The 19,152-nt window shown below is 71.6% G+C and carries 14 protein-coding genes; 7 read left to right on the top strand and 7 right to left on the bottom strand.

Annotation, left to right across the window (positions count from 1 at the left end; genetic code table 11):
• Nucleotides 1–177 precede the first annotated feature (177 nt).
• The 3 genes from ACQP2F_RS35780 to ACQP2F_RS35770 are packed head-to-tail and all read left to right on the top strand — an operon-like array spanning nt 178 to nt 2,856.
• On the top strand, nt 178–876 hold the full coding sequence (locus ACQP2F_RS35780; RefSeq protein ID WP_433307731.1) for a response regulator transcription factor: 699 nt from the start codon (nt 178–180) through the stop codon (nt 874–876).
• Nucleotides 869–2,227: a sensor histidine kinase gene (locus tag ACQP2F_RS35775; RefSeq protein ID WP_433295425.1), complete on the top strand. Its 1,359-nt coding sequence runs from the start codon at nt 869–871 to the stop codon at nt 2,225–2,227. Before ACQP2F_RS35780 ends, ACQP2F_RS35775 begins: the two co-directional genes overlap by 8 nt.
• Nucleotides 2,228–2,262: 35 nt before the next feature.
• A complete protein-coding gene (locus tag ACQP2F_RS35770) occupies nt 2,263–2,856 on the top strand; it encodes a hypothetical protein (RefSeq protein WP_433295423.1) in 594 nt (197 codons plus the stop codon).
• A gap of 114 nt (nt 2,857–2,970) precedes the next feature.
• On the opposite strand, the gene ACQP2F_RS35765 is transcribed toward ACQP2F_RS35770, so the two are convergent.
• Both ACQP2F_RS35765 and ACQP2F_RS35760 read right to left on the bottom strand, forming a co-directional pair.
• Nucleotides 2,971–3,747, bottom strand: a complete 777-nt coding sequence (locus ACQP2F_RS35765; protein WP_433295421.1) for a DUF5995 family protein — start codon at nt 3,745–3,747, stop codon at nt 2,971–2,973.
• Nucleotides 3,748–3,902: 155 nt separating this feature from the next.
• Nucleotides 3,903–6,716, bottom strand: coding sequence for a helix-turn-helix transcriptional regulator (locus tag ACQP2F_RS35760; RefSeq protein ID WP_433295419.1), 2,814 nt, complete (start codon nt 6,714–6,716; stop codon nt 3,903–3,905).
• Nucleotides 6,717–6,896: 180 nt separating this feature from the next.
• Between ACQP2F_RS35760 and ACQP2F_RS35755 the strand changes: the two genes are divergently transcribed.
• From ACQP2F_RS35755 to ACQP2F_RS35745, 3 genes are all read left to right on the top strand, one after another.
• Entirely contained in the window at nt 6,897–7,502 is a 606-nt protein-coding gene (locus tag ACQP2F_RS35755) for an adenylate/guanylate cyclase domain-containing protein (protein WP_433295417.1), read from the top strand.
• A 137-nt stretch (nt 7,503–7,639) separates the two neighbouring features.
• Nucleotides 7,640–9,691, top strand: a complete 2,052-nt coding sequence (locus ACQP2F_RS35750) for a DNA gyrase/topoisomerase IV subunit B (protein ID WP_433295415.1) — start codon at nt 7,640–7,642, stop codon at nt 9,689–9,691.
• 13 nt (nt 9,692–9,704) lie between these two features.
• Nucleotides 9,705–12,224, top strand: coding sequence for a DNA gyrase/topoisomerase IV subunit A (locus ACQP2F_RS35745; RefSeq protein ID WP_433295413.1), 2,520 nt, complete (start codon nt 9,705–9,707; stop codon nt 12,222–12,224).
• 511 nt (nt 12,225–12,735) lie between these two features.
• Here ACQP2F_RS35745 and ACQP2F_RS35740 read toward each other — a convergent pair.
• Nucleotides 12,736–12,945, bottom strand: coding sequence for a hypothetical protein (locus tag ACQP2F_RS35740; RefSeq protein WP_433295411.1), 210 nt, complete (start codon nt 12,943–12,945; stop codon nt 12,736–12,738).
• Between the two features lie 64 nt (nt 12,946–13,009).
• Complete coding sequence (locus ACQP2F_RS35735; protein WP_433295409.1) at nt 13,010–13,831, bottom strand: class I SAM-dependent methyltransferase; 822 nt, start codon at nt 13,829–13,831, stop codon at nt 13,010–13,012.
• 110 nt (nt 13,832–13,941) lie between these two features.
• Here ACQP2F_RS35735 and ACQP2F_RS35730 point away from each other — a divergent pair, with 110 nt between their 5' ends.
• A complete protein-coding gene (locus ACQP2F_RS35730; RefSeq protein ID WP_433307729.1) occupies nt 13,942–15,378 on the top strand; it encodes an ROK family protein in 1,437 nt (478 codons plus the stop codon).
• Between the two features lie 250 nt (nt 15,379–15,628).
• Here the strand turns inward: ACQP2F_RS35730 and ACQP2F_RS35725 are convergent, their stop codons facing one another.
• The 3 genes from ACQP2F_RS35725 to ACQP2F_RS35715 all read right to left on the bottom strand — a co-directional run bounded on the left by ACQP2F_RS35725 (nt 15,629) and on the right by ACQP2F_RS35715 (nt 19,151).
• Entirely contained in the window at nt 15,629–17,032 is a 1,404-nt protein-coding gene (locus tag ACQP2F_RS35725) for a GH1 family beta-glucosidase (RefSeq protein WP_433295407.1), read from the bottom strand.
• Between the two features lie 62 nt (nt 17,033–17,094).
• Nucleotides 17,095–18,099 (bottom strand): ABC transporter ATP-binding protein, encoded by a 1,005-nt coding sequence (locus ACQP2F_RS35720; RefSeq protein WP_433295405.1) that lies wholly within the window; start codon nt 18,097–18,099, stop codon nt 17,095–17,097.
• Nucleotides 18,099–19,151 carry an ABC transporter permease gene (locus ACQP2F_RS35715; protein WP_433295403.1) on the bottom strand — a complete coding sequence of 351 codons (1,053 nt, stop codon included), beginning with the start codon at nt 19,149–19,151 and terminating at the stop codon, nt 18,099–18,101. Before ACQP2F_RS35715 ends, ACQP2F_RS35720 begins: the two co-directional genes overlap by 1 nt.
• Nucleotide 19,152: the final 1 nt, after the last annotated feature.

Raw genomic sequence — 19,152 nt, 5'->3', positions numbered from 1 at the left:
CCGCTTGACAGAGGCCAGCGATGGGCGTCATGGTTGCACTGGTTTGGAGAGCGCTCTCCAATCCGAGGGCGCCGCCGGGGGCCCGCACCCTGTCACCGGCGGCGCCTTCCTTCACGCCAGGGCGGCTGATGCACCGCGGAGCAACTCTTACACTGCCCGAACAGTAAGCCGGGCATGATGGGACCCGTGACCGACGCCCCCGCCAAGGGCCTGGTCCTCGTGGTCGAGGACGAGCGCCCGATCGCCGACCTCGTGCGGCTCTACCTGAGCCGCGACGGCTTCGGTGTGCACGTCGAGCACGACGGCGTGGCCGGGCTGTCGGCGGCGCGGCGCCTGCGGCCGGTCGCCTGCATTCTCGACATCGCGCTGCCGGGCATCGAGGGCACCGAGATCGTGCGGCGGTTGCGGGCGGAGGGTGACTGGACGCCGGTCATCTTCCTCACCGCCCGTGACGACGAGGTCGACCGCATCCTCGGGCTCGAGATGGGCGGCGACGACTACGTGACCAAGCCGTTCAGCCCGCGCGAGCTGGTCACCCGGGTCAAGACCCTGCTGCGGCGGGCGGCGGGCCCGCCCGAGCGCGAGACGATCAAGCAACTCGGCCCGGTCACGCTGGACAACCAACGACGCCTGGTCACCGTCGACGGCGCGCCGCTGAGTCTCACCCCGACCGAGTTCGACCTGCTGGGGCATCTGCTCGGCCGGCCGGGCCGGGTGTTCACCCGCGAGGAGCTGCTGGCCAGCGTCTGGGGGTACGCGTCGGCGGCCGGCACCCGTACGGTCGATGTGCACGTGGCCCAGGTCCGCGCCAAGCTCGGCGGCGCCGCCTCGCTGATCCGCACCGTGCGCGGCGTCGGCTACACCGCCGATGCATGAGTTCTTCCGCTCGCTGACCGGTCGCGTCGTGCTGGTCACGGCGGCGACCGCGGTGGTCAGCGTGATCGTCACGGCGCTGGTCGCGATTCCGGTCGCGGTCCGCTCGGCCGAGACCCAGGTCCGGGACGAGCTGGTGGAGAAGAGCAAGATCGCGGTGGAGCTGCTGACCACCGAGAAACAGCCGGCCCGCGAGCGCATCGTGACCGACCTGCGGGCCGAGAAGATCGAGGTCTATCTGGTACGCCGGGGAGCCGTCGACCGGCCGGGACTGCCGCCGCGGATCGTGCAGCAGGTCGCGGCCGGCCTCCAGGTCAACACCCGTGGTCAGGTGGACGGGCGGCCCTCGTTCATCGTCGGCCGTCCGCTCAGCGGCCAGCGCAGCGGCGTCGTGCTCACCCGCCCGGTCGCGACCGGGACCGCCCTGACCCTGCTCGGCCGCACCTGGATCGCGCTGCTCGCCGGTCTCGCCTGCGGTGCGCTGGCCGGCGCCGTGCTGGCCCGGTTCATCGCGCGCCCGATCCGGCTGGCCGCCGCGGCGGCGGGCCGTCTCTCCGCGGGCGACCACTCGGTGCGCATCGCGCTGCAGGGCCCGATCGAGTCGATCGACCTGGCCGACGCGATCAACTCGTTGGCCGCGGCGTTGCAGGTGAGCGAGGGCCGGGAGCGCGAGTTCCTGTTGTCGGTCTCCCATGAGCTGCGTACGCCACTGGCCACCATCCGGGGGTACGCGGAGGCGCTCGCGGACGGCGTGGTCGGCGAGGGCGGCGGCGCGGAGAAGGCGGGCGCCACGATGCTGGCCGAGGCCGAGCGGCTCGACCGGCTGATCTCCGACCTGCTCGTGCTGTCCCGGCTCGAGGCCGCCGACCTGCCGCTCGACGTGGTCCCGGTCGACCTGGCCGAGCTGGTGCGGGCGGCGGGGGACGCGTGGGCGGCGCGCTGTGCTCCGGACGGGCCGCTACTGCGCGTACAGCTGCCTGCCTCACCGCTCGTGGTGGAGACCGATCCGGGACGGATCCGCCAGGTGATCGACGGTCTCTGTGAGAACGCCCTGCGGGTGGTTCCGGCGGGCGCGCCCCTCGTGCTGGCCGCGCACCCGGGGGAGCAGGCGGCGATCATCGAGGTACGCGACGGTGGCCCCGGGTTCACCGACGACGACCTGCTGGTGGCCTTCGACCGGGGCGCGCTGAACCGCCGCTACCGGGGCGTCCGCAAGGTGGGCAGCGGTCTCGGCCTGGCCCTGGCGGCGCGGCTGGTGTCCCGGCTCGGCGGCCGCATCTCGGCCGGGCACGCCCCCGAGGGCGGCGCGATGTTCACGGTCGAGCTTCCTTACCCTTCCCGAACATTGCCCTGACGCTGCCTTCGCGTGTCGCGGCCAGGATTTGCGGCATGAGACGAACCCTTCTGGCTCTCGGCATCACCGGCGCGCTGGCTCTGGCCGGTTGCGGGCTGAACGGCGGCGCCCCGGCCGCGACCGCGGAGGGCGCCCCGGCCGGCGCCACGGCCGGCGCCCCGGCCGGCGCCGCCTCCGGCATCGGCTCCGACATCGCCTCCGGCGTCGCGGAGGAGGCGATCGCGCTTCAGCAGGTCGGTTTCGACACCGGGCTGGTCGACGAGGCCCCGCAGGCGGCGGGCACGCCGTCGCCGGGCGCCTCGGCCGGCAGCGGTGACGCGCCGCGCAAGCAGCTCCGGAGATACCTGCGCCACAACACCCTGCACGGCGAGGTCACCATCCAGACCAAGAAGCAGGGCGCGAAGACGATCGTCGTGCAGCGCGGGTCGGTCACCGCGGTGAGCGGCGACCAGATCACCGTCAAGTCGGCCGACGGGTTCACGCTGAGCTGGACCTTCGGCGGCAAGCTGCGCGTGGTGCAGGACAAGAAGAAGGTCGGGACGTCGGCGCTCAAGACCGGCGAGGAGATCGGCGTGGCCGGCGTGAAGAGCGGCGACGCCACCGAAGCCCGCCTGATCGCGATCAAGTAGGCGCCCGCGCGGGCGCCGCGAGCCGGCGCAGGCCGGTGAGTCGCCGGCGACGAGGTGCCGGTGATGAGGTGCCGCGGCCCGTCTCCCCCGGGACGGGCCGCGGCCGGGTAATGCCTACTGGAGGAACTCGCCGAGCGGGGAGAGCAGCAGCTTGCCCAGGTCGGCCGAGATGCGGTCGAGGTGGGCCCGCTCCTTGTCGGTCGCGGCCATGTCGTGCCGGATCCCCCACAGCTTCTGCGCGTTGCGCCAGGCGACGTTCCGGGTGTATTCGACCGCCTCGCCCTGCCACCAGTCGTCGAGGCAGCCGTTCATGGTGTCGATCAGCAGCTGCCACCGGTCGAGGTAGCCACGCCGCAGTCCCGGGATCGCCTCCGCGAAGATCTCGTTGATCTGCAGGTAGTCGTGATGCTGGTCGCTGTCGTCGATCGGGTCGGAGCCCAGGTGGTCGAACGTCGTCACGAGGGCAAACGGCAGGTCGAAGTTGATGTGCGCGTTCACGCCGGCGCAGGCGGCCGGGAGCGGCCGGCAGTCGGGGCCGGGGATGCGCAGGAACAGGCCGGACCACACCCGCGGGCAGTGCGGGCTCGCGTCGGGGCCGGCCCAGGCGCGCAGTGCGTCGAAGTACCGGGCCGCGAACTCCACGTCCAGGCGGGCGAGGAACGCCGGGTCCTTGAACCGTCCCGCGTAGAGGCGTTCGAGCACGCTCTCGGTGATGGTCAGGTACAGCTTGTTGAAGTCGCAGAGCGGGTTCTCGCCGAGCAGCGGCGGCACACGGCCCAGGATGTCCTGCAGCTTCGTCAGCTGGTCGACCACGGCGGGGACGTCGTCGGGATGCGACTGCAGCAGGTCGGACATCTCCTGCCGCACCGGACCCCAGACCGACTGAGTCATCGGTTCCTCCAGGTGCTGATCACGCGGAGGGCCCCCAGCACCGGCCGGCGACGGTGGTCGCCGGCCGGTGCTCCCCCGTGGGGGAAGCCTTTCACCGACGACCTACGCAGGGATCGGTAGAACGACGTATCTCGCGTTCGTAGGTAACGAAAAGGTCACGCCGCGGTCAGGAACACCCGGCTGGCCTGCACCCTCGTCCGTACCTGCAACTTGTCGAAGATGTGTCCGACATGTACGCCCACGGTGCGCTCACTGATGAACAGGCGTTCGCCGATCTCGCGGTTGGTCAGGCCCTCGGCCACCGCGGCCAGCACCTCGCGCTCGCGCTGGGTCAGCACCGACAGGCCGTCGTCCTCGGCGCCGGGCATCTCCATCTCGACCGTGTCGGCGTCGTCGGCCAGGGCCACGCGGAACCGCTGGGCGGTCGAGACGATCTCGGCCGCGAACGGGCGGGCGCCCATCGCGGTCGCCGTCGCGTACGCCTCGCGCAGCGCCAGCACGGCGGCGGTCTTGCGGTTCTTGCGGGTCAGCGCGGCCTCGGCGCGGCGGAGGCGGGCGTACGCGGCGGGGTAGGGCTGGTTGCGCCGGTCCCAGGCCACGGCCGCGCGCACCCACGGCTCGGGGTCGTTGCGGTCCTCGACCCGGCTGATCTCGGCGTTGCACAGGTCGATGTAGCCGTCGATGACCGCCCGCACCGGCGCGGCGGCGTTGCCCACGCCCTCGGCCATGCGCCCGACCACGGTCTTGAGGCGGCGCAGCGCGCCCGGGTCGACGGGCTCGCCGGCCGAGCGGGCCTCGGCCTCGGCCCGCAGGCCGTGCCAGGCCAGGACGCCGAGCAGCACCAGGTCGTCGGAGCGGGTCTCGGTCAGTCCGCGCTGGACGGCGGCCCGGGCCTGGGCGTGCCGGCCCAGCCACATGGCCAGCCCGGCCCGCAGGGTCAGCATCGGCAGTACGTGCCGGGCGCCGCCGCCGGCCAGCAGCGTGGCCACCGCGTCGAGGTCGCGCTCGGCCGCCTCCATGTCGCCGAAGCCGACCCACAGCCGGCAGCGGGCCAGCAGCAGCTCGACCGCGTCGGCGCCGGACGGCCGGTAGGCCATCGCCGCCTCGAGCACCTGGTCGGCCTCGGCCCACTGGCCGATCCGGAACAGGCCGTTGCCGGCGATCGCGAGCAGGCGGGTTTGATAGGTGCGGCCGGCGCCGAGCGAGGCCAGCCGCTCGGCGCCGCGGCGGGCGACCAGGATGCCCTCCTCGGGGCTGTTCAGCGGGCCGGTCAGCAGCTCGGCCAGATGCAGGTAGGCCACGCCGAGGTCGTCGGGGTGCCCGGACCGCTCGGCGATGTCGACCGCGTGCCGGATGACGGCGAGCCCGGCGTCGGGGTCCTCCCGGAAGGCGGAGCTGAAGCCGAGGGCGGCGCTCGCGCGTACGAGATCGCGGGTCGAGCCGTTGCCCGCCGCCTGGCCCAGCGCCTCGGTGGCCCGCGCATTCGCGTCGGCGTACCGGCCCAGGTGCAGCAGCAGCTCGGCCAGGTTGGCCGCCGCCGACACCCGCTGCTCGGGCGTGCAGTCCGGCGCCTGGAGGGCCAGCTCGTACTCGGTCTCGGCGGTGGCCGACCGACCGGCCGCGGCCAGGTAGCGGGCGCGGCGCAGGTGCAGCTCGCCCTCGCCCGGCGCGTCCGGGCGGCCGGCCAGCTCGGCCAGGCTGGTCAGGGCCCGCTGGTGCTCGCCGCACATGTGCGCCGACTCGGCCGCGTGCGCCAGCAGCTCAGTTCGTTCGGGAGCATCCTCCGTGGTGAGACTGAGGGCCAGCGACCAGTAGCGGTGGGCCTCGGTGAACCCGTACAACTTCTCGGCGCTTCTCGCGGCCGCGACCACCGACGGCAGTGCCCGGGCCGGCTCGCCGGCCCGTTGCCAATGGTGCGCGAGACGGGCGTGATCGACCGTGCCCGACGACTCCAGCGCCTCGGCGTAGCGGCGGTGCAGCGCGGTGGCCTCGGCCGGCAGCACCTCGGCCTCGAGGATCTCGGCGACCAGGCGGTGCCGCAGCCGGTAGCCCTCGGGCGCGCTGGCCACGAAGCGGTGGGCGACCGCGGACCGGATCGCCTCGATCAGCTCGCCCTCGGCCAGCTTGGTGACCCGGGCCAGGATCGCGTGGTCGACCGGCTCGACGCCGGCCGCCACCGCGTGGACCACGGCGTACGCGTTCGGCGGCAGCTCGTCCACCCGGGACAGGAAGATCTCGCGCAGCGTGTCGGACAGCTCGACCCGGCCGTCGCGCAGGTCGCGGGCCAGCTCCTCGACCACGAACGGGTTGCCGCCGGAGCGCTTGAAGACCCGGTCCGAGTCCTCGGGCTCGATGCCGCCGCCGGCGATCGCGTTGACCAGCTCGAGCGTCTGCTCGCGGTCGAGCGGCGCGAGGTCGACCACCTTGACCGAGCGCAGCCGGCGCAGCTCGGCCAGCACCCGGCGCAGCGGGTGGGCGCCGTGCAGCGCCTCGGCCCGCACCGCGGCCAGCACCGACAGCCGGATGCCGCCGAGGCCGGCGAGCAGGTAGAGCAGCAGCTGCCGGGTACTGCGGTCGGCCCACTGAAGATCGTCGAGCACGAGCAGCAGGTGCTTGTCGCCGGCGACCGCGCGCAGCTCTCGGGACACCCGCTCGAGCAGGGCGTCGGCGCCCGCGGTCTGGTCCCACTGCTCGAGGTCGGGCTGGTATTGCCGCAGGGCCTGCAGAACCGGGTGCAAAGGGGACGCATCGCCGATGTCGAGGCAGGTGCCGGACAGCACGGCGACGCCCGCGGCGTTCATCGCCCGGGCGGTCTCGCGCAGCAGGCGGCTCTTGCCGACGCCACTCTCGCCGGTGACGAACACCGCCGCGGTGCCGCCGGCGCCCACGTTGCGCAGGTCGGACTGGACCCCGGCAAGCGTGTCGGCGCGCCCGACAAGCGGACCGTCGTCCCCTTCCTCGCTGGCCATGAAGGGCAGCCTAATGCGAAGACACCTAGCAGGTTCTCGTCGGTTCGGTCTGTTCTGCGTCACAAAAATGACGGGAGGCCCGGCTGTCAGAGATACGTCGTTCTGACGATCCAGAACTGGACGGCGGCTGGCACCGTTCTGACCCGGGGCAGAACTGAAAACCTTGGGGGAGTGTGAGTCATGACCGCGATCGCTATGGCGGAGCAGGAGCGGCGTCAGACCGTCACGGTTCTCTTCATCGACATCGTGGGCTTCACGTCCCTCGTCGATGACCTTGACTGTGCGGTGGTACGGGCATTGCAACGCGACTACTTCACGACGGTGTCCGACATGGTGCGCGACGGCGGCGGGGTGGTGGAGAAGTACGTGGGCGACGCGGTCATGGCGGTTTTCGGGACCGGACCGGGGGGATTCGGTCCCGAGGCGGCCGCTTCGGCGGTACGGGTGGGCCTGTCGGTCCAGGAGGCGTTGAGGGGGCAGCTCCTGGCCGGCAGGTTCGCTGTGCGCACCCGGGTCGGGCTGGCGACCGGCGACGTGATCGTCGACCTCGCGGCCGCCCGGGAGTACGGGCACGGGATGGTCAGCGGCAGCGTGGTGTCGACGGCGGCGCGGCTGCAGGCGTACGCGCCGCACGACACCGTGGTGGTCTGCGCCGCCACCCAGGCGGTGACCGGCGCGCTGATCGACTACCAGGAGCTGCCGCCGGTGCGGGTGGCGGGCAAGCCGTACCCGCTCGACCTGTGGCGCGCGTTGCAGCCGCAGCGGGTCCTCTGCGCCGTGTCATAGCTCACCGGCTGGGGTATAAGCGGCTATTATCCGGCATCTTCCCGGCGGTCCATCGGCTCGGTGCCGAAGAAGTGTCGGAGGGTCCCGGTAGGCTCGCGCCGTCTTGACCACCTAGGCCCGATGGGAAGTGCCACCTCGTGACCGCGGAAATTCTGTACGGGGCCGACGACCTCACGCACCTCGAGGGGCTGGATGCCGTCCGGAAACGCCCGGGCATGTACATCGGCTCGACCGACAGCCGCGGCGTCAACCATCTGGCCAACGAGATCATCGACAACTCGACCGACGAGGGCGTGGCCGGCCACGCCACCAAGGTGTCGGTGATCCTGCACGCCGACGGCTCGGTCCAGGTCGACGACGACGGCCGCGGCATCCCGACCGACATCAACGCGAAGTCCGGCCTCAACGGCGTCGAGCTGGTGCTGACCCGGCTGCACGCGGGCGGCAAGTTCGGCGGCTCCGGCTACAAGACCTCGGGCGGCCTGCACGGCGTCGGCGCCTCGGCGGTCAACGCGCTGGCCCTGCGGTTCGACGTGACGGTCAAGCGGGACGGCAAGGTCCACGAGATCTCCTTCCACCGTGGCGCGCCCGGCCGCTTCGACGGGCCCGGGCCCAACGCCCGCTTTCATCCCGAGTCCGGGCTGCGGGTGGCCCGGCGGATGAAGCGCGGCGAGCCGACCGGCACCTCGATCCGGTACTGGTACGACGCGCGTTACTTCGAGACCGGCGCCCGGCTCGACGCCGAGTCGGTCCGGGCCAAGCTGCGCAACACGGCGTTCCTGGTCCCCGGCGTGATGTACACGCTGCGCGACGAGACCGCCGAGGAGCCGGTCACCGAGACCTTCCACTTCCCGCGCGGGCTCACCGACATGGTCGAGTTCCTCACGCACGCGGGCGACAAGCCGGTCTCGGGCATCCTCATGGTCACCGGCGAGGGCACCTACAAGGAGAACGCGGCCGACGCCAACGGCGTGATGCAGTCCAACGTCGAGCGCAAGGCCGAGATCGAGGTCGCCTTCCGCTGGGGGACCGGCTACGAGCGCACGATCGAGTGCTTCACGAACACGATTCGCAACATGCACGGCGGCACTCACCGCAAGGGCTTCGAGCGGGCTCTCGTACGCGCATTGACCGAAGCGATCCGCAACACCCGCGGCCTGCTGCGCCCCAAGGAGGACCCGCCCGTCCTCGACGACCTGCTCGAGGGCATGACCGCGGTGATCCACGTGCGGGTGCCGGAGCCGCAGTTCACCTCCCAGACCAAGGACGAGCTGTCCACGGCCGGCATCACCCGGGTCCTGCAGAGCCTCGTCGAGGCCCACCTCAAGGAGTGGATCGACGGGCGCAGGACGAGGACCGAGGCCCGGACGGTCCTGCAGAAGGTGGTGGATGCGGCACGCGTACGGCTGACGCAGAAGCAGCAGAAGGACGCCGCCCGCCGCAAGACCGCCCTCGAGGGCGCCTCGATGCCACCCAAGCTGGTCGACTGCCGGGCGACCGGGATCGCGCGATCCGAGCTCTACATCGTCGAGGGTGACAGCGCGCTCGGCACCGCCCGGATGGCCCGCAGCTCGGAATACCAGGCGCTGCTGCCGATCCGCGGCAAGATCCTGAACGTGCAGAAGGCGTCGCTCCAGCAGGTCCTGGACAATGCTGAGTGCTCGGCGATCGTGCAGGTGCTCGGGGCCGGCTCCGGGCGCACGTTCGAGCTGTCCGCCCTGCGCTACGGCCGCGTCATGATCATGGCCGACGCCGACGTCGACGGCTCGCACATCCGCACCCTGCTGATCACGCTGTTCGCGAAGTACATGCGGCCGGTGATCGAGGAGGGCCGCCTGTTCGCCGCCATGCCGCCGCTGCACAAGGTGGTCACGAAGGGCCGCAACGCCGAGACCGTCTTCACCTACACCCAGCAGGAGATGGAGGCGACCGTCGCCCGCTTCGAGAAGGCGGGCCGCACGGTGCAGAAACCGGTGCCGCGGTTCAAGGGCCTCGGCGAGATGGACGCCGACGAGCTGTGGGAGACCACGATGAACCCGGCCACCCGCACCGTCCGGCGGATCACGCTCAACGACGCCGAGAAGGCCGAGGCCACCCTCGAGCTGCTGATGGGCGAGCGGGTCGAGCCCCGGAAGAACTGGCTGATCGAGGCGGCGGGCCGCATCGACGAAGAGACGATCGACGCCTGAGAGGTCTTGTTTCATGGCACGCCGCAAGAACGAGAACAACCGCGTCGACCCGTCCGCTTTCGACCAGGCCGGCGCGCGGGTTATCGACAACCCGCTGACCACCGAGGTCGAGGACTCCTACCTGGAGTACGCGTACTCGGTCATCCACTCGCGCGCCCTGCCCGACGCCCGGGACGGCCTCAAGCCCGTGCACCGGCGCATCCTGTGGTCGATGTCCGAGCAGGGCCACCGGCCGGACCGCGCCTACGTGAAGTCGGCCCGGGTGGTCGGCGACGTGATGGGTAAGTACCACCCGCACGGCGACGTCGCGATCTACGACGCGCTGGTCCGCCTGGCGCAGGACTTCTCGCTGAACGCGCCGCTGATCGACGGCCACGGCAACTTCGGCTCGCCCGACGACGGCCCGGCCGCCGCGCGATACACCGAGGCCCGGATGTCGCGCGAGGCGATGCTGCTGGTCGGCGAGCTGGGCGAGGGCACGGTCGACTTCAAGCCGACCTACGACGGCGACGACGTCGAGCCCAAGGTGCTGCCGGCCGCGTTCCCCAACCTGCTGGTCAACGGCACGTCCGGCATCGCCGTCGGCATGGCGACCAACATGATCCCGCACAACCTGGGCGAGGTCGTGGCGGCCGCCCGGCACCTGATCACCCATCCCGACGCCGATCTCGACGAGCTCATGCGCATGGTGCCCGGGCCCGACCTGCCCACCGGCGGCCAGCTGCTCGGCCTCGACGAGGTGCGGCGGGCGTACGAGACGGGCCGTGGCGTGGTGCGCATGCGCGCCCGGGCGCAGACCGGCCCGCTCGAGGGCGGCCGCGGCCGGCAGGCGATCACGGTGACGGAACTGCCGTACGGCGTGGGCACCGAGAAGATCATCGAGGCCATCACCGACGAGGTGAAGGGCAAGCTGATCGTCTCCGGCCCCAAGCGCGGGCAGCGGCAGGCCGCGCGTCTGCAGGGCATCGCCGACGTCAAGGACCTCACCGACCGCGAGCACGGCATCCGGCTGGTGATCGAGTGCAAGGTCGGCGTCAACCCGCAGGCGCTGCTGGCCGACCTCTACCGGCTGACCCCGCTCGAGACGTCGTTCGGCATCAACAACCTGGTGCTGGTCGACGGGCAGCCGCAGACGCTCGGTCTCAAGGCGCTGCTCGAGGTCTTCGTCCAGCACCGCTACGACGTGGTCACCCGGCGCACGACGTACCGGCGCACCAAGCGGCAGGACCGGCTGCACCTGGTCGACGGCCTGCTCATCGCCCTGATCGACATCGACCGGGTGGTCGCGATCATCCGGGGCAGCGACGACGCGGCCGCGGCCAAGGCGGCGTTGATGGCCGAGTTCGGGCTGTCCGACATCCAGGCGACGTACATCCTGGACACCCCGCTGCGGCGGCTCACCCGGTTCGACCGGATCGAGCTCGAGACCGAGCAGGAGCGGCTGCGTTCCGAGATCGCCGAGCTCAGCCGCATTCTGGACAATTCCGACGTATTGAAGCAGGTCGTGTCGGACGAGCTGGCCGAGGTGGCCTCCGAGTTCGGCGGGCCGCGGCGCACCACGCTGATCGACGGTGACCTGAAGGAGGTGCTGGCCGCCTCGGCGCCGGCCGGGCCGCTCGAGGTGGCCGACGATCCGTGCCAGGTCATCCTGTCGGCCACGGGGCTGATCGCGCGTACGGCCGCGGAAAGTGAGGAAGCCACCGAGGCCCGCAGGCGCTCCGGCCGGGTCAAGCACGACGTGGTCCGCGCGGTCGTTCATTCCACCGCCCGGGGGCGCATCCTGCTGATCACCAGTCGCGGCCGGGCGTTCAAGACCGACGTGCTGCCGCTGCCGGTGCTGCCCGAGCAGTCGGGGACGGTCTCGCTGCGCGGGGGGATGTCGGCGTCGGAGCTGATCCCGCTCGAGCGCGGCGAGAAGGTCGTCGGGATCGCGCCGCTGGCCGACGGGTCGCCGGGCATCGCGATGGGCACCCGGCACGGCGTGGTCAAGGTGTGTGCGCCGGAGTGGCCGGTGCGGTCCGACGAGTTCGAGGTGATCACGCTCAAGGACGGCGACGAGGTTCTGCAGGCTAGCTGGCTCACCGACGGCAACGAGACGCTGGCGTTCGTCACGTCGGATGCGTCGATGCTGCGGTTCCCGGCCAAGCTGGTGCGGCCGCAGGGGCTGAAGGGCGGCGGCATGGCGGGCATCAACCTGGCCGCCGGCGCCGAGGTGATCGCGTTCAACGTGGTGAACACGGCCGACGCCGAGCACGGCGAGCCGATGGTGGTGACGTCGACCGGCACCCAGGTGAAGGTGACGCCGTTCGCGCAGTACCCGGCCAAGGGGCGGGCGACCGGTGGCGTACGGGTGCAGCGGTTCCTCAAGGGCGAGACGCAGCTGACCGTGGCCTGGGTGGGCCCGCGCCCGGTCGGCGCCAGCACCACGGGCGACCCGGTCGAGCTCCCCGACCCCGACAACCGCCGCGACGGCTCGGGCGCGGCCGTGATGATGGGCCCGCAGATCATCGGTCACCTGATCGAGCGGGGCTGACGGTTGGTTCCGGTGGCCGGTGCGCGTCCGCGCGGGCCGGCCACTTGCTTTGTCTACACCGCGTCCCGGCGCCCCACCGCGTAAGCGTAGCCGGCTGGCCGCCACTCGCGCGGCGCTTGTGCTTTTCGTTCATGCCGCGCCTCTGCCGCCGCTTGGGCTGCGTCCTGCTGCTCCCTTGCGTCGCGCTGCTGCCGTTTGCGCCGCGCCCCGCCGCCGTTCGCGCCGCGCCCCGCCGCCGTTCGCGCCGCGCCCCGCCGCGTGGGTCGTCCGGCCACCGCTCGCGCCGCGCCGCCTTGCCTCCGCCCGGTCCGCTCGGTCGGCGTCCCCCTTGCGATCTTGATGAGTCCCGTTACCCGTTCTGCCGCTCTTCATCAAGGTCGCGGCGGAGACGGCGCGGCGGGGTGTGCGGCGCGGCGGCCTGGCGCCGGGAAACGAAAGAGGGCGGCGGCGGAGGTGGTGGGTCCTGCGCCGCCGCCCGGTCACACGGGGGCCTTTTTGCGTGCTTGCCGGCTTACTTGCTCGGCTCGGGGATGTCGCACTTGATCTTGGGGTTGACGCCCAGCCAGTTCAGCGGACCGGCCACGATGGTCACCATCACCGTGCCGGCCTTGGCGCAGCTGGTGTCGCCGCTGTCCTTGAAGTAGCCGCGCTGGTTGGCGGCGACGACGCCCAGAACCAGCCAGATGATCACAATGACGGCGCCGATGGAACCTGTACGCATCGGGGGTCTCCTCGGTCGTGGGGATGACCGGGAGTACCCCGGGTGCGCCGATCTTTAAACGGTGTCAGGCGTTGCGCACGGCCTGCAGCGTGTACGAGTGGGCCAGCCGCTCGGGACGGTCGGTCAGCTGCCACTCGCCGCCGGGCAGCTCGCGCATCTGGCCCGGCAACGCCTCCCACGGCACGGACCGGTGCTCGACCAGGCCGGTCAGCGTCATCCCGGCGTAGAGCACCGCGCTGACGATCTCGCCGATACCGTGGTTCCACTCGTGGGTGGTGCTGGGGCCCAGCGGCTCGGCGGTCTCCACGTAGCTGCCGTCGGACGTGAAGACCATCGGCTCGGCGCGCTCGAAGTACGGATAGCGCAGCACCAGACCATCGTCGACCTCGTCGTCCAGGGCCCAGAGCATCGGGTGACCCTCGCGGATGAACAGTCGCCCGCCCGGGCGCAGCAGCGACGCGACCACCCGGCCCCAGCGCGCGATGTCGGGCAGCCAGCACAGCGCGCCGCAGCCGGTGTAGACGAAGTCGAAGTCGCCGCCGGCCGCGGCCAGCGCGTCATAGACGTCGGACTGCACGAAGCGCACCCCGGCCTTGACGTCGGCGGCGATGCGGCGAGCCTCATCGAGCGAGTTGCCGGAGAAATCCAGACCGGTCATGGTCGCGCCGAGGCGGGTCAGCGAGATCGTGTCGGTGCCGATGTGGCACTGCAGATGAATGCCGCGTTGGCCGTCGAGCCGGCCGAGCCGCTCACGGTCGAATGCGATCGTGTCACTGAGGGCGGCCGGATCGCTCCTCAGCCGGGCCACCGGGTAGCCCGGCGAGGCGGCGTGCGCGGCCGCGCGACCGTTCCAATGGGCCAGATTGACATCCCAATAGTCGTTCACGGGGGCACCATAGACGCCGGCGGGCCCCCGCGCCGTAGAGTTTCCGAGCGGGCGGCGAAGCTAGCGATCGGAGCGCGAGGTTGGAGAGCAGGCGTACGACGGTGCGTGACGTGCGCCGGGCGAACCGGTCCAGCCTGCTCACGGACCTCTTCCACGGCGCGTTGCAGAGTCGCCAGCAGCTGGCCTCGTCGACCGCGCTGAGCCAGGCCAGCGTCAGCAACCTGATCGGCGAGATGCTCGAGGAGGGCCTGGTCGAGGAGGCCGGCCTGGTCGGCTCGGACGGCGGCCGGCCCCGCGTGCTGCTGCGGGTGCGCCCCGGCTTCCGCTACGTGGTCGGCGCCGACGTGGCCGAGACCCGCATCATGGTCGAGCTCTACGACCTGTCGATGGCGCGCCTGGCCGCCGCCGAGTTCGAGCACGACGACGACCCCGAGCAGGTGGCCGCGCTGCTGCTGACCGGTCTGAACGCGGTGATCGCCGAGGCCGGGGTGCGGCCGGCCGACGTGCTGGGCTTCGGCGTGGGCGTGCCCGGCGTCGTCGACCGGGACGGCGTCGTCGACTCGCAGTCGACCGGGTGGGACGCGGTGCCGCTGGGCGCGATGCTGCGGGCCGGCACCCCGGTGCCGATCTTCGTGGAGAACGGCGCCAAGACCTTCGGCCAGGCCGAGATGTGGTTCGGCGCCGCCCGCGGCGCCCGGCACGCGGTCATCATCATGATCGGTACGGGCGTGGGCGCCGCCGTGGTGATGGACGGCCGTAGCTACCGAGGAGCGAACAGCAACGCCGGCGAGTGGGGCCACACGACCCTGGTCTACGACGGCGAGCAGTGCCGCTGCGGCGCACGGGGTTGCCTGGAGGCCTACGTCGGCGCCGGCGGCATAACCCGCCGCCTGGCCGCCGCGACCGGCCGCCCCGAGACCCCGCACCTGCTGGCCGAGATGCTGACCGCCACCGCCACCGCCACCGCCACCGCCACCGCCACCGCCACCGCCACCGCCACCGCCACCGCCACGGCCACCACCACCGCCACCGCCACCGGCGCCGGCGACGTCGGCGATGGCGCGGGCGGCGATGGCGCTGGCGGCGATGGCGCGGGCGGCGATGGCGCTGGCGGCGGTGGCGCTGGCGGCGATGACGCTGGCGGCGATGGCCGCGCCGACGATGTTGGCGGCGATGGCGACGTCGGCGATCGCGCCGACTATGTCGATGCGGCCGCCGCTGTCTTCGCCGAGACGGCAGGTTTCCTGGGCGCCGGCATCGCCGACCTGATCAATCTGTTCAGCCCCGAGCGCATCGTCCTCGGCGGTGTGGCCGGCGCCGACCTGGGCCGGCGTTTCCTGCCCGAGATCCGCGAGGCGGCGGCCCGGCACGCCCTGCGCCGCCCTTACTCGCAGACGAGCATCGACCTGTGCACCCTCGGCCCGGACGCAGTGGCCATGGGCGCGGCAACCCTCCCGATAGCGCAGCTACTGGCCGACGGCGGCCTACCGGAGCCGGACGAACCGCCGATGATGGCCCTCCCGCCGCGGAGCCGTTCCCGCCGCTGACCCTGTGGACGGCCACCCCAAATTGTCGTACCCGGGCTGTACTTTGACCCCCACCCAGTAACGGGGTGGGGGACCGGGACCAGTCCGGCCGGCAAGCGCGGAAAGCCACAAATCGGCCGCGACGGTGAGCGCCGGGGCGGGGCGGGGCGAGCGGCGCGCGCGGGGCTAAGTGGGCTAACTGGACAGAGTTGGAGTCCGCCGACGGCCCCGGGGTGACCCACGAAGCCGCCGGCGGAAGTGCGAAAAGGACCTACTGCCCCGAGCGCGTCCGGGCGATCGTGTCCCGGAACCAGAGGGCGCTCTGCTTAGGCGTCCGCGCCTGCGTCTCGTAGTCGACGTGCACGATGCCGAACCGCTTGGCGTATCCCTCGGCCCACTCGAAGTTGTCCAGCAGCGACCACGCGAAGTAGCCCCGGACGTCCGCACCCTGGGCGCGGGCGTCGGCCACCGCGGCGATGTGAGACGACAAATACTCGGTTCGGTCGCCATCGGCGACAAATCCGGACTCGTCGGGCTGGTCGGGGAAGGCGGCGCCGTTCTCGGTGACGACCAGCGGCAAGCCCGGATAGTCGTTATGCAAGCGCAGCAGGAGCTGGGTGAAACGCGACGGCGTGATCGGCCAGTCCATGGCCGTGCGCGCGCCGTCGGGCAGGACGGCCCGCACCACCGGCTCGCCGGCGGCGTCGTGCGTGTTGCCCTGCTCGTCGGTCCCGGCGAAGTTCTGGCCGAAGTAGAAGTTCACGCCCAGCACGTCGAACGGCGTGGAGATGATCTCGAGGTCCCCGTCGCGGACCGGGAACGCCGACCCCCGCGCCGCGAGCTCATCCACCATGTCGGCGGGATACCGGCCGTACCGCAGCGGGTCCAGGTAGATCCGCAACCCCATGCCGTCGGCCCGCCGTGCCGCCTCGCGGTCTTCCGAAGAGTCCGAAGCGGGGTCGGCCGTGCCCATGTTCAGCGTGATCCCGTACGTGTGCGGCCGCGTCTCCAGAGAACGCATCGCCTGCGTCGCCAGGCCGTGGCCGAGCAGCAGGTGGTGCACCGCGAAGAGGGCGTCGTCGAAGTTCTGCCGCCCGGGCGCGTGCACTCCCACCTGGTAGCCGAGCCACGCCGAGCACCACGGCTCGTTCAGCGTCGTGAAGGTCTGCACGCGATCCTCGAGCCGCGAGAAGACCAGCGAGGCGTAGTCGGCGAACCGGTACGCCGTGTCGCGTACCGGCCAGCCCCCGGCGTCCTCCAGCTCCTGCGGCAGGTCCCAGTGGTAGAGCGTGACCCACGGGTCGATCCCGTTGGCCAGCAGCTCGTCCACGAGCCGGTCGTAGAAGTCGAGCCCGGCCGGGTTCGCCGGACCGCGGCCGCCGGGCTGCACCCGCGGCCAGGAGACCGAGAACCGGTACGAGTCCACGCCCAGCGACTTGATCAGCGCCACGTCCTGCGGCATCCGGTGGTAGTGGTCGCACGCGACGTCACCGTTGTCGCCGCCGACCACGGCGCCGGGCGTGCGGCTGAACGTGTCCCAGATGGACGCCGTCCGGCCGTCCTCGAAGGCGGCGCCCTCGATCTGGTACGCGGAGGTGGCGACGCCCCACTGGAACGTGGGCGGCAGGCCGGCGACGGGCACGGCGGCGAGAGGAGCGGTAGATGTGGGGTTCATGATTCTCCAGTAGGGGATGTGGCGGGGGCCGGTCCCCGGAAAGAAGGACCGGCCCCCGTTCGTCATCCGACGGGCTGCTCGGCCGGATGCAGCCAGCACGCGACGGAACGGCCGGCTCCATCCGGGGTATCCGGACGGCCGAGCACCGGGATGGCGGTGGAGCAGGGCTCGAATGCCTTGGGGCAACGGGGGTGGAACGAGCAGCCCGAGGGCATGCCCGCGAGGTCCGGTGGGGAGCCGGGGATGCCGGCCAGCTCGCGGCGGGGACCGCGCAGCGCCGGGAAGGAGCCCAACAGCCCTTTGCTGTACGGGTGCAGAGCGTCCCGGTAGATCGCGGCGGCCGGGGCCTCCTCGACGATCCGGCCGCCGTACATGATGGCGATCCGGTTGGAGAACTCGACCAGCAGCGACAGGTCGTGCGTGATGAAGATGACCGAGAAGCCGAGCCGCTCGCGCAGCTCGATCAGCTGGCCCAGGATCTGCCGCTGCATCACCACGTCGAGCGCCGTGGTCGGCTCGTCCATGATGACCACCTGCGGCTGCAGGATCAGCGCCATGCCGATCATCACGCGCTGCCGCATGCCGCCCGACAGCTGGTGCGGGTAGGCGTCCATCCGGTCGGGGGAGATGCCGACGAGCTTGAGCATCTCCCGGGCCCGGGCGTTGCGGGTGTGCTCGCTCATCTTCGGCTCGTGCGCCTTGAGCACGTCGGTGAGCTGGGTGGAGATCTTGTGCACCGGGTTGAGCGAGTTCATCGCGCCCTGGAACACGATCGCCGTCTGGTCCCAGCGGAACTGCCGCAGCTCGCGGTCGCTCAGCGAGAGGACGTCGTAAGGCGCGCCGTCGGCGGGGTGGTAGACGACCTCGCCGCCGGTGATCACGCCGGGCGGCGGCAGCAGCCGGGTCATCCCGTACGCGAGCGTGGACTTGCCGGAGCCGCTCTCCCCGGCCAGGCCGAGCACCTCACCCTTGTGCAAGGTCAGGTTCACCTCGCGTACGGCGTGGACCGCCTGGTTGCCGAGACCGTAGTCGACGTTGAGGTTGCGGATCTCGAGTACCGGTTCCATCACTTGGCCTCTCGTGCCACGGGGGTGGCCAGCCGCGCCGGCTCCTCGACGACCGGCGCGCTGGACAGCACCGGGGTGAAGCCGATCCGCATCCGCACGGTCCGGCCCGACGTGGTCTTCACCTTGGTCTTGCCGGCCGACCGCAGCCGCGGGCTGACGAACTCGTCGATGCCGAAGTTGATCAGCGAGAGCGACATGCCGAGCAGGGCGATCGCGAGACCGGCCGGCACGAACCACCACCAGGCGTCCTGGCCGAGCGCCTGCTGGCCCTGCGCCCAGAACAGGATCGTGCCCCAGTTCCAGCCGTTGTTGACCACGCCGATGAAGGCCAGCGTGATCTCGGACAGCACCGCGAAGATGACCGTGCCGACGAAGCCGGACGCGATGACCGCCGTCAGGTTCGGCAGCAGCTCGAAGCCGATGATCCGCCAGGTGCGCTCGCCCGACGCCCGGGACGCCTCGACGAAGTCCCGCCGGCGCAGCGACAGCGTCTGCGCCCGCAGCACCCGGGCGTTCCACGACCAGCTGGTGAGACCGATGATCAACGCGATCAGGGTGTCGCTGACGTTGTTCAGCGTCGAGGTGATGATGATCATCAGCGGTACGGCCGGGATGACCAGCACGACGTTGGTGAAGACCGACAGTGTGTCGTCGGTCTTGCCGCCGATGTAGCCGGCCGTGACGCCGACCAGCACGCTCAGCACGGTCGCGATGATGCCGGCCAGGAAGCCGACGTAGATGACGCTGCGGGTGCCGACCAGGATCTGGCTCAGGATGTCCTGGCCGAGGTGGGTCGTGCCGAACCAGTGCTCGGCCGACGGGCCCTGTACCAGGGCGTTGCTGCGCGCGCTCGGGTCGTACGGCGCGACCCACGGCCCGATGATCGCGAAGAGCACGTAGAGGCCCAGGATGATCAGGCCGGCCGCCGCCTTGCGGTTGCGCACGAACCGGAACCGCTGCCGCTTGACCTTGGCCGGCTTCGCGCTCTCCGGCTGGGCCATCGAGCCTTGTCCGGGGATGACCTGCTCGATGCTGGAGGTGGGGATCGTCATC

Origin of the sequence: Actinoplanes sp. CA-030573 (assembly GCF_050951115.1) — a bacterium.
Classification (GTDB): Bacteria; Actinomycetota; Actinomycetes; order Mycobacteriales; family Micromonosporaceae; genus Actinoplanes.
The sequence above is the reverse complement of the archived record's forward strand: the minus strand, read 5'-3'. Positions and strand labels throughout refer to the sequence as shown.